Source organism: Nonomuraea sp. NPDC050540, assembly GCF_044457485.1.
Classification (GTDB): Bacteria; Actinomycetota; Actinomycetes; order Streptosporangiales; family Streptosporangiaceae; genus Nonomuraea.
In genome coordinates this window covers 49,688-64,098 of record NZ_JBITHA010000017.1, presented here as the reverse complement: position 1 = coordinate 64,098, position 14,411 = coordinate 49,688, and the positions used below count along the sequence as shown (strand labels likewise).

General features: G+C 72.3%; 12 protein-coding genes. 5 read left to right on the top strand and 7 right to left on the bottom strand.

Features of this window, described 5'->3' with window-relative positions; all coding sequences use genetic code 11:
* Positions 1-31: 31 nt before the first annotated feature.
* The gene (locus ACIBI5_RS41760; protein ID WP_397255423.1) at positions 32-2,443 is read right to left on the bottom strand and encodes a PQQ-dependent sugar dehydrogenase; all 2,412 of its coding nucleotides are present in this window, start codon (positions 2,441-2,443) and stop codon (positions 32-34) included.
* Between the two features lie 320 nt (positions 2,444-2,763).
* Between ACIBI5_RS41760 and ACIBI5_RS41755 the strand changes: the two genes are divergently transcribed.
* On the top strand, positions 2,764-4,290 hold the full coding sequence (locus ACIBI5_RS41755; RefSeq protein WP_397255421.1) for a glycoside hydrolase family 88 protein: 1,527 nt from the start codon (positions 2,764-2,766) through the stop codon (positions 4,288-4,290).
* Between the two features lie 42 nt (positions 4,291-4,332).
* On the opposite strand, the gene ACIBI5_RS41750 is transcribed toward ACIBI5_RS41755, so the two are convergent.
* Complete coding sequence (locus ACIBI5_RS41750) at positions 4,333-4,932, bottom strand: hypothetical protein (RefSeq protein ID WP_397255419.1); 600 nt, start codon at positions 4,930-4,932, stop codon at positions 4,333-4,335.
* On the bottom strand, positions 4,929-5,696 hold the full coding sequence (locus ACIBI5_RS41745; RefSeq protein ID WP_397255417.1) for a hypothetical protein: 768 nt from the start codon (positions 5,694-5,696) through the stop codon (positions 4,929-4,931). Before ACIBI5_RS41745 ends, ACIBI5_RS41750 begins: the two co-directional genes overlap by 4 nt.
* 293 nt (positions 5,697-5,989) lie before the next feature.
* Here ACIBI5_RS41745 and ACIBI5_RS41740 point away from each other — a divergent pair, with 293 nt between their 5' ends.
* Positions 5,990-6,913 carry a phosphotransferase gene (locus tag ACIBI5_RS41740; RefSeq protein ID WP_397255415.1) on the top strand — a complete coding sequence of 308 codons (924 nt, stop codon included), beginning with the start codon at positions 5,990-5,992 and terminating at the stop codon, positions 6,911-6,913.
* Between the two features lie 4 nt (positions 6,914-6,917).
* Here ACIBI5_RS41740 and ACIBI5_RS41735 read toward each other — a convergent pair whose 3' ends face one another.
* Positions 6,918-7,607, bottom strand: coding sequence for an SDR family oxidoreductase (locus tag ACIBI5_RS41735; RefSeq protein WP_397255413.1), 690 nt, complete (start codon positions 7,605-7,607; stop codon positions 6,918-6,920).
* 55 nt (positions 7,608-7,662) lie between these two features.
* The gene (locus tag ACIBI5_RS41730) at positions 7,663-9,462 is read right to left on the bottom strand and encodes a hypothetical protein (RefSeq protein ID WP_397255411.1); all 1,800 of its coding nucleotides are present in this window, start codon (positions 9,460-9,462) and stop codon (positions 7,663-7,665) included.
* A gap of 298 nt (positions 9,463-9,760) precedes the next feature.
* Here ACIBI5_RS41730 and ACIBI5_RS41725 point away from each other — a divergent pair, with 298 nt between their 5' ends.
* Together ACIBI5_RS41725 and ACIBI5_RS41720 are read left to right on the top strand one after the other, a co-directional pair.
* A complete protein-coding gene (locus ACIBI5_RS41725; RefSeq protein ID WP_397255409.1) occupies positions 9,761-11,038 on the top strand; it encodes a proprotein convertase P-domain-containing protein in 1,278 nt (425 codons plus the stop codon).
* A 53-nt stretch (positions 11,039-11,091) separates the two neighbouring features.
* Positions 11,092-11,979, top strand: coding sequence for a multiprotein-bridging factor 1 family protein (locus ACIBI5_RS41720; protein WP_397255407.1), 888 nt, complete (start codon positions 11,092-11,094; stop codon positions 11,977-11,979).
* On the opposite strand, the gene ACIBI5_RS41715 is transcribed toward ACIBI5_RS41720, so the two are convergent.
* On the bottom strand, positions 11,976-12,470 hold the full coding sequence (locus ACIBI5_RS41715; RefSeq protein ID WP_397255405.1) for an ion channel: 495 nt from the start codon (positions 12,468-12,470) through the stop codon (positions 11,976-11,978). The two genes, ACIBI5_RS41720 and ACIBI5_RS41715, sit on opposite strands and share 4 nt — an antisense overlap.
* Before the next feature lie 63 nt (positions 12,471-12,533).
* On the opposite strand from ACIBI5_RS41715, the gene ACIBI5_RS41710 reads away from it, so the two are divergent.
* Positions 12,534-13,748, top strand: coding sequence for a glycosyltransferase (locus tag ACIBI5_RS41710; protein WP_397255403.1), 1,215 nt, complete (start codon positions 12,534-12,536; stop codon positions 13,746-13,748).
* A gap of 2 nt (positions 13,749-13,750) precedes the next feature.
* Here the strand turns inward: ACIBI5_RS41710 and ACIBI5_RS41705 are convergent, their stop codons facing one another.
* Positions 13,751-14,344: an Lrp/AsnC family transcriptional regulator gene (locus tag ACIBI5_RS41705; protein ID WP_246509277.1), complete on the bottom strand. Its 594-nt coding sequence runs from the start codon at positions 14,342-14,344 to the stop codon at positions 13,751-13,753.
* Between the last annotated feature and the right edge of the window lie 67 nt (positions 14,345-14,411).

Below are 14,411 nucleotides of genomic sequence, written 5' to 3'. Positions count from 1 at the left end.
GCGGCCGCCGGGCGAGAGCTGGGCGGTGGGGTCACTGGATGGTGGAGCGGCGGATCACGTCCGGGTTGCCGTTGCCGTTGTTGTCGGAGTTGCTGGAGCCGAACCAGATGGCGCCGGCTCCCGGCACCTTCTCCACCGCGCGCAGGCGGCCGTAGGTGCCGTTGAAGTAGCTGTTGACCGTGCCGACGTTCTCGCCGTTCAGGACGATGCGCCACAGGCGCTGGCCGCGCAGGGCGGCCATGAAGACCGTGTTGTTGACGATGGCGATGCCGGACGGCGAAGCCTCGCCGACGCCCCAGGTCCGCTTGGGGTTGGTCATGCCGGAGACGGAGCAGGTGCCCTCGCACTGCGGCCAGCCGTAGTTCTTGCCCGACTGGATCAGGTTGAGCTCGTCACGCGAGGAGTTGCCCAGCTCGGAGGACCACAGGCGGCCCGCGGAGTCCCAGGCGATGCCCTGCGGGTTGCGGTGGCCGTAGCTGTAGACGCGGCTGTTGAACGGGTTGCCGGGGGCCGCGGCGCCGGTCTTGGTGAGGCGCAGGATCTTGCCGTTGAGCGAGCTGAGGTTCTGCGCGTGGCTGGTCTGCTGGGCGTCGCCGGTGGTGGCGTACAGGTAGCCGTCGGGGCCGAACTTGAGCCGGCCGCCGTTGTGGTAGCGGTTCTTGGCGATGCCCTGCAGCAGCGAGGTGTAGCCGGACAGGGCGGTGCCGTTGAAGGTCATCTTGGCGATGCGGTTGCCCTCGGAGGAGGTGTGGAAGAAGAACACCTCCTGGTCGGAGGTGCCGTTCCAGGTCTTCGACATCGCCAGGCCCATCAGGCCGCCCTCGCCGCCGGTGGTCTGGCTGTTGGGTACGGTTCCCACCTGCGTCTTGGTGCCGGACGGGGTCAGCTTGAACACCCGGAACGTGTCGCGCTCGGTCACCAGGGCGAACGAGCCGTCGGGCGCCCAGGAGATGTCCCACGGGATGTCCCAGCTGCCGGCGACCGTGGCCGGGGTCTGCGGCACGGTGCCGCAGCTGCCGGTGGTGAAGGAGTCGGATGCCGCGCTCGGGGCGGACAGCTGGTTGGCGGTGTCACGCGCGACCACGTGCAGCTGGTACGTCTTGTCGCACTCCAGCGCCACCTGCGCGGTGCCGGCCGGCGGCGTGCCGGTCACGGTGTGCAGCACGGTGTTGCTCGCGTCGCGGATCAGGTACGCGCGCACGCCGTTGTCGTCGGACGAGGCGGTCCAGGTCAGCGTGGCCTGGGTCGGCTGGACGCCGGTGACGGCCGGCTTGCCCGGCTGCGTGGGCGGATCGTCCGGCGGCGCCGGCTGCGTCCGGCAGGTGACCTCGGGGCTGCTGTCGGAGACGTTGCCGGAGCCGTCGCGGGCGAAGACGGAGATCGTGTAGGTGAAGTCCGCCTGCAGGCCGGTCAGCGTGTGCGGGGGCGCCGCCGCGGTGCCGATCTGGGTGCCGAGCTGGAAGATGTCGTAGCCGGCCACGCCGATGTTGTCGGTCGAGGGCGCCCAGTCCAGCCGGAGGCTGTTGTGGGTGATCTGGGTGCAGGACGGCTGGCCGGGCGCGGTCGGCTTCTCGGTGTCGCCGGGTCCGGTGACGTCGAGCTTGTCGAGGTTGGGGCCGCCGTTGGCGGTGCTCGACGTGGCCCTGATCGTGTTGGCGCCGGCGGTGAGCGCGGCGTTGAGGCTGACGGTCTGCCAGGTGGGCCAGGCTCCCGTGGAGGGGAAGTTCAGGCTCACGGGGGCGCCGCCGTTGATCGAGATGTCCATGGGCCTGGCGTCGGCGGTGCCGTTGGCGAAGCGGAAGGACAGGCCCTGGGTGCCGGCGGTGGCCGAGCTCACGGTCCACTGGACGTAGCTGCCGACGAGGTTGTCGAGGTTGACGAAGCCGGAGCCGGTGTAGCCGGGGTGGTTGGACTCCACGGCGCCCTGGGAGATCGTCGCGCTCTCGGCCTGGTACTCGGTGGTCGGCGCGGACATCTCGACGTCGAGGAAGTCCCAGTTGGGGTTGCCGCCGGTCGCGGAGGCGGTGGCCCGGATCTTGTTGGGCCCGGCCTGGAGCGTCGCGGTCAGCGTGCTGGTGGTCCACGTGGACCAGGCGCCGGTGGGGGCGAACGCGCGGTCGTCGGCGACGAGGGTGCCGTTGACGCTGATGTCGCTGGGCCGGTTGGCGGTGGTGCCGTTGGCGTAGCGGAGGGCGAGGGTGGCGGGTCCGGCGGCGGGCGCGTTGACGGTCCACTCCACGTACGGCCCGGCGACGTTCTCTCCGTTGACGAATCCGGTGCCGGAGAAGCCCGCGTGGTTGGACTCGACGGCGCCCTGGACGATCGTGGCGTTCTCGGCCTCGTAGCGGGTCGGCGCGGCCTGGGCGGCCGTGGCGGGCAAGGCGGTCAGCATCCCGGCGGCGAGCAGGAGGGCACAGGCTCCCCGGGACCTACGTAACTTCATGGTGCTCCTTGAGACTGGCGGCGAAAGATTGGAGCTTTTCATCGTGTTCCCACAAAGAGTCACATCCGTCAACAGATTTCAGATCTTGGAACGCTCCATTCTTTAAGAAGGTTTCCTAACTTTGAGGAGTTAAAGATCCGATGATCTGATCGGACCCTGGACGCAGCAACCGTTTGGTGATAGCTCTGGAGCAGATCTCTTCCGGCGAAAGATTGGATCTGTCTCCCGGGCCGTTCCAGCCTCCAGCTAGCCCGGGAGACCTCACTCTGCCGTCAGGGGCAGGTGATACATGGGATGTCTCACAGTGAGGAGCCTTCGCCGTGATCCTGAAGATCACCACGGCGCTCATGCTGGCCGCCCTGTCGCTCCACGCCCGGCCCGCCGGCGCGGCAGCGCTCCTCGAAGCCGAGAACGCCACGATCTCCCAGGGAGCCGTCGAGTCCAACCATCCCGGCTACACCGGGACCGGTTTCGTCAACTACGACAACCTGCTCGGCTCCTACGTCGAATGGGCGGTCGAGTCATCCGAGGCCCGCACCGTCACCCTGACCCTGCGCTACGCCAACGGCACCGCGGCCAACCGGCAGATGAACGTGGCCGGCACCGTGGTCGACTTCCCCGGCACCGGCGCGTGGACCAACTGGCGCACCGCCCGCCTCACCGTCCCCCTGGCCGCCGGAACCACCCCGATCAGAGCCACCGCCACCACCGCGAACGGCGGGCCCAACGTCGACTCGCTGTCGGTGGACGACCCGGGCGGCGTCGACTGGTCCACCGCGGTGGTCGAGTCGACCATGGCCCGCCACTCCCCCGGCGCGCTCGGCGGCTGGGGCTACACCCGCGGCCTGTACCTCTGGGGCCAATACCTGGTCTGGCAGCGCACCGGCGACCCCCGCCTCCTGCAGTACATCAAGGACTGGGCCGACCGCTTCGTCGACTCCTCCGGCAACATCTCCCACAGCTTCAGCAACCTCGACAGCATGCAGTCGGGCAACGTCCTGCTCGCGCTGTTCAAGGAGACCGGCCAGAGCCGCTACCGCGTCGCGGCCGCCAAGATCCGCAACCGGCTGAACACCTACCCGCGCACCTCCGACGGCGGCTGGTGGCACTCCACCTCGGACTCGCGCCAGGGCCAGCTCTGGGCCGACGGCGTGTTCATGGTCAACCCGTTCCTGGCCCGCTACGGCGCGTGGGTCGCCGAGGACGCCTTCACCCGCACCGAGCCGGCCAAGCAGATGGAGATCTACTACAGCCGCCTCAACCGCACGTCGGGCAGCGCCGCGGGCCTGCTCTACCACGCCTACGACCAGCCCGGCGGGCTCACCGCCTCCTGGGTCAAGCCCTCGCTCGGCAACACCAACGGCATCTCCTGGTGCCGGGCCATCGGCTGGTTCGGCATGGCGGCCATCGACCTCCTCGAGATCATCCCCGCCGACCACCCGCGCCGCGCCGCCCTGATCACCATGCTGCGCAACCTCGTCCCCGCCTACGCCACCTGGCAGGACCCGGCGACCGGGCGCTGGTTCCAGGTCGTGACCGAGCGCGGCGACTCCGGCAACTGGACCGAGACCTCGTGCTCGGCCATGTTCACCTACACGATCTCCCGCTCGGTCGAGCGCGGCTACGTCGACCCGTCCTACCAGGTGTACGCCGAGCGCGGCTACCAGGGCGTCCTGGCCAAGGTGTCGACCGGCTCCGACGGGCGTACCACCATCGTGGACATCAGCGAGGGCACCAACGTGGACGACGTGTTCGGCTACTACTTCAACCGGGCGCGGCCGGTCAACGACTTCCACGGACTGGGCGCGTTCCTGATCATGAACGAGCAGATGACGCGCACCCGCTGACCGGCGTGGCCCGCCCGGAAGGCCGGGCGGGCCACGGCAGAGCTAACGGAAGGCGCCGAAGGCCACGGCGGTCGTCGAGGCGATCGCGGTGGTCAGCACCACCAGCAGGAGCACCGTGCCCAGCGGGTTTCTGCGCGGGGGCGGGGGCTCGGGGACGCGCACGCGGGCGCGCCGCGCGCTGGGCGTCGGCTTGGGTGACGGGGTCGGCGTGGCCGTCTCACGCTCGACGACCCGCGGCTGGACGACCGGCTGGGTCACGGGTGAGCGCGTGGGGGCGGGCGTGGGTGTCGGCCGCACCGGCGTCGGCGTCGGCTTCCTGGTCGGTTCCGGGGTCGGTTCCGGCGTCGGTTCCGGCGTCGGCTCGGGCGTCGGCTCGGGGTCCGGGGGCGGCGGTGGCGGTGGCGGAGGCGGAGGCGGCTCCTTCGCGCACCCCAGCCGCACGCTCACCACCCCCAGTTCCAGGCACAGCGAGATGTCCACCGGCCCCACCGCGGCCTCGGAATCCGGCTCGGGCTCCTGCCCGTGCCGGGCCGTGGCGTGGTCGGGCGGAGGCGAGAAGGCGGCCGCGCCCGGCGCGACCGCGCACAGCACGAGAGTCATCGCCGCCACCAGCAGCGGCCTGCGCGGCAGAGCCACGGTCACACGCCCCCGGTTATGCGGGCGAACTCCTGCAGCGCCGCGCGGAACGCGTCCGGCCCGACCGCGAGCGGCCCGTCGAAGACGCGCATGATGTCCCAGGTGAGGTAGATGCCGAAGCCGAGCATCCCGGCCAGCGCCATCAGCGGCAGCACCGACCAGCCGCGCGGCCGGGCACCGGCCAGCAGCGGGAACAGCACCACGATGATGCCGGAAAGCGCCGTCAGCAGGAGCAGGCCGTTCGGCGGTGTGGCCCCGGCGTCGATGACGCGCTGGGCGCGGGCGGCGGCGAGGTCCTGGACGTGCGCGAGGACCTGGTCCTGCGCGTCCGCCACCTCGTCGGACTTGGTCGCGAGCCCGGTCACCTGCGTGCGCAGCGCGTCGACCCGCTCGGCGCCGACGGGGTCGACCGCGCCCTGGGCCATGAGCGGCCACTCGTTGTCGACGACGAACCCCACGTAGTCGCGCAGCCCGGAGCGGACCGCGTCGCGCGTCGCGGGGGGCAGGCCGTCGGCGGCCCAGTAGGCCTCGACGGCCGCCTGGCTCTCCGTCTGGGTGTTCTGGCGGGCGGAGTCGGCCTTGGTCCAGGGGACGATGATCGCGATCGCGAACGCGAGCAGGAACAGCGCCGACAGCATGGCGCCCGCGTGCGCGACCGACGGACCGCCGGGGTCGTTGTCGTCGCTGCCCTTGCCGATCTTCCTGAACACGAGGGCGGCGAGCGCCACCACGCCCACCGCCGCCCCCACCGCGAGCGCGTAAGCCACCATCGTTTTGTTCTCCCGAGAATCGCCGTGATTACCGTGCGTCACGTAGCTATCACGGACGGCGGCGGCGTGTCCGACGATCTCGGTGAACTGGCCGGACCCGGCCAGGACGGAACGGGACTTTTCGGCCAGGGCCAAAACCGGATGCCCCGCCGCCGCGTCCTGTGCCAGGCTCGGGTGCGCACTGCGGCCAGCTCGAAGCCCCGGACGCGGGCGGCCGGAACTTCTCGCGCTCCCCGCGACGCCGACGTCATCACCCGGCGCCCATGAAGGACGACCACCGAAAGGACGTGACCTTGCGGAACCCTCCCGCCGACATCCGTGCCGGCGACCTGCTGCGCGCGCTGCGCGAGCACTGGGACCTGCCGTTCTGGCGCCTGACCCACGCCCCGGTCGGCTTCGGCGACCACCACTGGACCGCCGACGGCCGCTGGTTCGTCACCGCCGCCCGCCCGGCCCGCTCCTTCGCCGCCCTGGCCGCCGCGATGCGCACCGCCGCGAGCCTGGACCTCGGCTTCGTGGTCCGCCCGCTGCCCGCCCGCGACGGGGCGCCGATCGCGGCCTTCCCGCCGCACTACGCGCTGACGGTCTACCCCCTCGTCGAGGGTACGGCGGGCGAGTTCGGCCAGGAGCAGACCGGCTCCGATCGTACGGCGATGGCCGCCCTGCTGGCCGAACTCCACCGCAGCGCCGCCACCGGCGTCCCGGTCTTCGACCCGTCGCTGACCGGCCGCGCCGCCCTGGAGCGGGCCCTGGACGAGCTCGACCGGCCGTGGACCGGCGGCCCGTACGCGGAACCGGCCCGCCGCCTGCTGTCCGGCCACGGCGCGGCGAAGCTGCGCGAGGTCCTGGCCGGGTTCGACGCCCAGGCGGCCGCGCACGGCACCGGCACGGTGATCACGCACGGCGAGCCGCACCCGGGCAACGTCCTGCGCGCGGGGTCCAGGCGGCTGCTGATCGACTGGGACACGGTGGCGCTGGCCCCGCCCGAGCGGGATCTGTGGCTGGCGCTGGGCGAGTGCCGCCGGGCACGGGAGGCGTACACGGCGGCGACGGGCCACGAGGTCTCACAGGCCGCCATGGACTTCTTCCGGCTGCGCTGGCAACTGGACGACATCTCCATCTACGTCCAGGACTTCCGTTTCCCGCACGAGGACGACCCCGACACGAGGACCGCCTGGGAGGGCTTCCGCGAGTACGTGGCGGCCGTGGCCGGATGACCGGTCACACGGACGTGGAGAGCCCGGCCCTCACCTCGCGCGTGAACGCGTCGGCCAGCACCTCTTCACGTCCCCGCTCGACCGCGTCGAGCGCCTGCGCGGCCACCTCGGCCGGGCTGATCTTGGGCTGGGTGACGCGGGCGGCCATGTCGGTGTCGATGAACGCCGCGTGCACCCCCACCACCAGGGTCTTCTGCTCGCGCAGTTCCTGGCGTATCCCGTTGGTCAGCGACCACGCCGCCGCCTTGGAGACGGAGTAGGAGGCGGCCTGGGGCAGGACCACCCAGGACAGCACCGACAGCACGTTGACCAGCGCGCCGCCGCCGTTGCGGGCCAGCACCGGGGCGAAGGCCCTGGACATCTCCAGCGTGCCGAAGACGTTCGTCTCCATCTCCGCCCGCGCGGCCCGCGCGTCGGGCTCCGTGACGAGGCCGCGGGCGCGGGAGATCCCCGCGTTGTTGATCAGGAGGGTGACGTCGCCGAGTTCCGCGGCCGCGGCGGCGACCTGGGCGGGGTCGGTGATGTCGAGCCGGACCGGCACGACGCCCGGTTCCGTGACGGTGCCCGGGTCGCGGGCGCCCGCGTAGACGGTCCGCGCGCCCCTGTCCAGCAGGGCCCGGGTGAACGCCCGGCCCAGCCCTCTGTTGCCTCCGGTCACGAGCGCGACCGCGCCGTCGATCGGCGGTCCGGCCATGGCGGCCCTCCCAGTGAGTTTGAATTTCCAACTCACTCTACACGAGGCCGGCCGATCACCTCAGGACGGGCACCTTGTCGCCGTTCTCGTTGACGGCCGACAGGGCGGGGGCCGAGCCGGTGGCCTTGGCGGCGTACCGGCCGGTGCTCTCGCGGCCGTCGAGCGTGATCCGGGCGACGCGGCGGCTGCCCGCGCTCACGAAGTACCGCTTGCCGGAGGGCGCCGTCCACCTCACCCCCGCGACCACGTCCCGGCCGAGGCGGCTGCAGTCCCAGGTGCCGGTCCTGGCCGCGGTCGCGGCGCCCACGACGCGCCCGCCGCGCCGCGTGAGGAGGACCGCCCGCACCACGTTGCCGCCCGTGGCGTCGGACAGCCGCAGGCACATCCACCGCCCGCCGGCCCCCTCGGGCAGCCTCCCGGCCCAGAACTCCCACAACGTCGCCGCCTGGATCTCCCCCGAGGGCCGGTCGAGCACGCAGCTCAGCGCCCGCCACGCGCCGAACCCCTCCTCCAGCGCGTCCAGCTCCCAGGGCCCGTACCGGTTCACGTCGGCCGGTGGCGGCGGCTGGTAGGTGGCACTCGCCGACGACAACCTCCCGAAGTCCAGCATGGTGTACGGCATGCCGTGCGCGATCTCCGGCGCCCGCAGCCGCAGCACCGGCCCCCGCCAGCACCCCTGCCCTGAGGCGGCCGATCCCGTGGCATCGGAGGTGATCGCCGCGGTGACCCCGTCCTTCAGGGCGATCTTGCGCCAGCGTGGTTCCCCGGCCGGCAGAGCCGCCGCCGACACCTCGGTCACCCACGGGGGCACCAGGTAGCGGTTGCCCCGCGGGGTGGCGAGCAGCTTCAGCGGGCTCGCGCCGTCGGGCTTGACCCGAGGCGCGGGCAACACCTCCAGCCCGTCCCGCTCCCCTGCGGCGCCCTGCCCACCCGGAGTGCCATGCGCTTCTGGGTTGCCCTGCCCGATGGAGGCGCCCTGAGCGGCCGTAACGCTCTGCCCGCCGGTGGAGGGCTGACCGGTGGCGGGGTTCTGGCCGGTGGTGAAGCGGGCGATCCGGTCGTGGCGGCGGAGCAGGACGATCCGGGTTCCGTCCAGCTCGCCCGCGTAGATCAGCTGGACGGGGCCGGAGCCCCAGGCTCGCTGGGCCCGCCGTACCAGCTCGGCGTCGCCGGTGAGCGAGCCGCGCGGCGGCCAGGAGGCGAGCGTGAGGTCGGTGCCCGCGCGCCAGGCGCCGGCCTCGGCGCGCTCGACCCGCAGCGGCGCGGCGCTGACCGGCCCGCCGGAGCCCAGGTCGGGCGCGGCCACGGCCACCGCGCCGAGCAGGAGGAGGGCGGCGAAGGCGATCCGGGCGCGGCGCAGCGGGCGGCCGTAGACGCGGGCGACGGTCGGGTCCAGGGTGAGGATGCCGTGCGCCTGCTCCACCGCCCTCGCCTCGGCCAGCGCGCCACCGGGGTCGGCGGCTCCGGCGCCCGCGAGGATCTCCACCACCTCGGCGGCCGGGCGGCCCTCCAGCAGGAGCATCGCGTAGGCGGCGCGGCCCGCGCCGGTGAGGCCGTTGAGCTCGCGCAGGAGCGCGACGTCGGACCTGGACACCACGACGGGCACCACCTCGACCGGCCCGAGCCGCCCCGACCAGGGCATGAGGCGCAGCCGCAGCACCCTGCGCAGGAACACGCGGCGCAGGCCCGCCTCGTCCAGCCTGCCGTGGCGGGCCACGGCGGCGGCGGCCAGCCGGTGCGCCCAGGCCAGGCGCCGGTCCTCGCCGCCGGTCGCGGGCAGGGCGAGGTAGCCGAGCAGGACCAGGTCCCGGTAGGGCTTGGCGAGGATCCGGTTCCCCCGTATGGACCGCCGCATCCCGACCTCACCATCCGTATCCGCATGCCTGCATATCGTGACTAGGAAGGTACGGCAGGCATTGCGGCCGCGAGGGCGTTATCAGGAAATCTCCGTCGGCGGCCTCAACGCTGAAACTTCAATCCCCGCCGCAGCGCCCACGCGCCCGACCTGCCAGAACATCAGCCGTCTTCAGCGTTGAAAGCGGATTTATCAGGGAATTGGGCCGGCCGCCGCGGAGGGTGGTTGTTGCCCTGCCGCGGGCTGGTGGACGGTACACGGCGAGAGACCGCCTCCGGAGTGAGAAGGAGAGCCTTCGATGAGGCACCGCTTATCCACCGTTTTCGCAGTCATCGTCCTTTCCACCGCGTCCATGGGCGCGGCGGCCCCCACCGCCCAGCCCGACCTCGACTCGACCGTCGTCCAGCTCATGACCGCCCGCAGCCAGGCCGAGGGCTCCAAACTCGCGGCCGCCGGCGCCGGCACCGAAGTCAACGTGCAGCGCCGCAGTTCACGGGGCGACTGGGTGTTCGGCTCCTCGGTGATCAAGGCGCCCAACATCGACGGCGCCTACCCCGAGGGCTGGCTGTTCGTCGCCCAGCGCACCGCCGCCGGATGGAAGGCCGGTCTGGACGGCACGCCCGAGTTCGCCGCCCTGGCCCAGCGGGCGCCCACCTCCGTGGTCAGCGACGGCGAGAAGCGTACCTTCGCCGCCAACACCAAGGCCCAGACCCAGGCCCAGGCCGCCCCCACCGGCCTGTCCCTGCCCTACCAGCAGGGCGCCTCCTGGAAGATCATCGGCGGACCGCACGGCTGGTCGGGCCAGCCCAGGCCGTGGAGCTCGATCGACCTCGACAGCCGGGCCAGCGACCGCAGCGTGCTCGCCGCGCAGTCCGGCCGCGCCTACTGGGTCTGCTCCAACGGCGGGCACATCCGCATCATCCACGACAACGGCTGGACCACCGAGTACTACCACCTGCTCAACGAGATCCGCCCCAACGGCACCCAGCTCCAGATGGGCGACTACCTCGGCCTGACCAGCACCCGCATCCCCTGCGGCGGCTCGGCGGGCAGCAACCACGTGCACTTCGCGCTGAAGAGCGGCTCCTCGTGGGTCCCGCTGCAGGACAAGACCATCGGCGGCTGGACCTACTTCGAGGGCTCCAGCGCGTACGGCGGCGGCGCCCGCAGAGGCACCACCACCCGCTACGTCGGCGACTGGATCCAGAACTACGGCACGGAGACCCCCGGCGGCCGCACGTTCGAGAACGCGGCCAACGTCGACGTCGCCGACCTGGGCCAGGCCGAGTCCCCGATCACGGTCACCGGCGTGCCGGGCAACGCCCCCGCCACGCTGAGCGTCTACGCCGACGTCCACCACGGCTGGCGCGGTGACCTGCAGCTCGACCTCGTCGGCCCGACCGGCGTGGTCTACCGGCTGCGCGATCCGGCACCGGCCGACGACGGCACGATCATCCACGAGACGTACACGAAGAACGCCGCCGACTCGCCCGCGAACGGCACCTGGCGGCTACGGGTCAAGGACGTCGACTCCAATCACTCGGGCTACATCGACGCGTGGAGCCTGACTTTCTGACACATGCGCTGTAAATTCGGGCTGATCACTCCTGAAACCGGGGAGTTGTCCCGATGGATCAGCATTTCGACCGCCTTCTCCGTGACGCGATCACCGCGCGCGGACTCAGCCTGGAGCGCCTGCACGCCCGCCTGTCCCAGCGCGGCATCAAGGTCAGCCTGGCCAGCCTCAGCAACTGGCAGCGCGGGAAGTGCCGCCCGGAGCGATCGCAGTCGCTCCGGGCGCTCCACGCGCTGGAGGAGATCCTCGCCCTGCCGGGCGACACTCTCATCGCCAGCCTGGGTCCGCCCAGGCCGAGGGGACGCTGGGTGAGCCATGTGCCGGGCGCGGTGCCGTACCGCGATCTGTGCCCTGAAGCGGGGAGCCTGCAGCGGCTCCTCGGCGAGATCAAGAACGTCACCGACGGACAGCTCGCGCTGCTGTCCTACCACGACCACATCACCACGGGGACGGACCGCGACGAGCGCTCGGTGCGCACCCGGGCGGTCTTCCAGGCCCGCTCGGACGGCGTGGACCGGCACGTGGCCATCCACTACAACGAGCGCTCGCACCTGCCCGAGGACTTCTCCGCGTCCTTCTGCAGGCTGGGACGGGTCAAGAAGGACGAGCCCGCCGGGCTGACCGCGCTGGAGCTGCTGTTCGACCGGCCCCTGGCGGCCGGGGAGACCTATGTGGTGGAGTACGAGTTCCGCTACAGGAAGCGCGGGCCGCAGGCGCTGTTCTACAACCGCTGGTTCCGCTTCCCGGCGCACGCGTACCTGCTGACCGTGCAGTTCGCGCCGGGGACGACGCCGGTGCGCTGCTTCCGCACGCACCAGCCGACGACCGCGACCCCGCCCGCCGACGTGGGCGAGTTACGGCTGAGCGGCTGGGACTCGGTGCACATCGCCGACGTCGAGGTACGGCCCGGCGTGCACGGCGTCCGGTGGGAGTGGGCCTAGCGTTCCTCGCGGGCCATGGCGGCGCGGTAGGCGCCGACCAGGGACGCGAGGATGACCAGGTCGAAGATGATCTGCGTGGCGACGAGCGCGCGGGCCAGCTGCCCGACCGCGTGCACGTCGCCGAAGCCGACGGTGGCGATGGTGGAGACGGTGAAGTACAGGGCGTCCGTGCGCGTGCGCAGGCCCGCGAACTGGGCCGGGTCGATCGTGGCCACCATGAGGTAGCCGAGGGCGAAGAAGATCGTCACCACGTACACCAGCAGCAGGAGCGTGCGCAGCCTGGCCTGCTTGTCGTGGTGGGCGACCGCGATCGTGTGCCGGCCGAACACCCAGACCAGCACGAGCACGCCGAGCATGAACAGCCCGGCCGCGCCCCCGAGCCGCGCCACGTTGGAGCCGTCGCCCAGCGGGACCAGGTAGTAAAGGGCGACGAGTCCGGCCATGATGGCCACGTGCTGAAGGGCGGTCAACAACCGGCGGCGTTCGGCCATGACTCACTGTGACCGCACGATGGCTCCGGCTTCGGGCGGGACACGCCGGGGTAGTGGAAAAACGTGAAGGTGCTCCTGCTCACGATGGGCAGCCGGGGGGACGTGCAGCCGTACGTCGCGCTGGCGCGCGGGCTGCTGGCCGCCGGGCACGAGCCGGTCGTGGCGGGGCCGCGGCGGTTCGGGTCGCTGGCGGCGCCGTACGGGATCGCCTTCGAGCCGCTGCCCGACGAGATGCTCGACCTTCAGGACCAGGTCAAGGGGCAGGGGGCGGGCGCGGCCATCACGGCGGCGCGCTCGGTGAAGCCGATGGTGCGCCGGGTGCTGGATGAGGAGGCCGCGCTGATCGAGCCGGGCCTCGACGTGATCGTCTACCACCCGAAGGCGCTCGGCGGGCCCTATCTGGCGGAGAAGGCCGGGATCCCGTCGCTGGCGGGGCTGCTCCTGCCGCTGTACGTGCCGACCGCCGCCTTCGCCTCCCCCATCCTCCCGGTACGGCTGCCGCCCGCCGTCAACCGGGCCACCTGGCGGGTCGCGGCGGCGGTCGAGGCGCCCTACCGCTCGGTGGTGCGCACGTGGCGGACGGAGGTCCTGGGCCTGTGCGAGGGCTTCCGCCCGGCGGCGGAACTGATCGCGGCCGGGCCGGTGCTGCACGCGTGGAGCCCCCGCCTGCTGCCTGCGCCCGCCGACTGGCCCCCGCAGGCGGATCCGATCGGCTTCTGGACCCTGCCCGCCGCCGGCGACTGGACCCCGCCCGAACGGCTGGCCGCGTTCCTGGAGGAGGGGCCACCACCGGTCTACGCGGGGTTCGGCAGCATGGTCGGGCGTGATCCGCGCGGTCTCGCGGCGACCGTCGTGGAGGCGGCGCGGCTGGCCGGGCGGCGGTCGATCCTGGCGACGGGCTGGGGCGGCCTGAGCCCCGGCGAGGACGGCGAGGACGTCCTGGTGATCGAGGAGGCGCCGCACGACTGGCTGCTGCCGCGGGTGGCCGTGGCCCTGCACCACGGCGGCATCGGTACCGTCGCGGCGGCCCTGCGCGCCGGGGTCCCGCAGGTCGTCCGCCCTTTCCTCGGCGACCAGCCGTTCTGGGCCGACCGCCTGCACCGGCTGGGCGTCGCGCCCCCGCCGCTGCGCGGGAGGCCGCGCGCGCCGGAGGTGGCCGCCGCGTTCACCTCCGCCCTGGAGCTGTCCGGTACGGCGGGCGCCGTCGCCGCCGAGGTGGCCACCGAGGACGGCGTGGCCGAGGGGGTCTCCCGCATCGAAGCCGTCGCGGCCCGCTAGGTTCATTCCTTCCTGAGGGCGGCGCGGCCCTCCGCGGCGCCGACGAAGCGCATCTTGCCCAGCGGCACCTCGGCCGGGCTCGGGTCGGGCGCCTGGCGGCGCTGCGGGCGCGGTCCGTCGCTGGGCAGGACGTACGGCCGCTTGAGCACCTCGTCCAGGATGAAGACGGTCTCCGTGGCCTTGACCGCGGGGATGCCGGCCAGGCGGTCGGTGACCAGGGTGTGCACCTCGGCCACGTCCGACACCCGCACCTGGATCATGGCGTCGTGCTGCCCGGTGGTGATGGCGCAGTACTCCACCTCCGGCATGCGGGCCAGTTCCGCGCGGAACTGCTTCCACATCTGCTGCCGCACGGTCACGAAGATGAGCGCGGTGATGCCGAGCCCGGCCCTGACGTGGTCGATCTCGGCGGTGAAGCGCTTGATGGCGCCGTCGGCGCGCAGGGCCTCGAAGCGGGTGTAGGCGTTCGCCCGCGAGATGCCCACCCGCTCGGCCAGCGCGGCGACCGAGATGCGGCCGTTCTCGCGCAGGACCTGCAGGATCTTCAAATGGACGGCGTCCAGCTCCAGGCCGATGCCGATCCGTCCAGAGCGCAACCCACTCTCTCCACCATTTCTGGAAATTTCCGCCACCAGTACCACACTCCTCGACAAACCGTCTCAC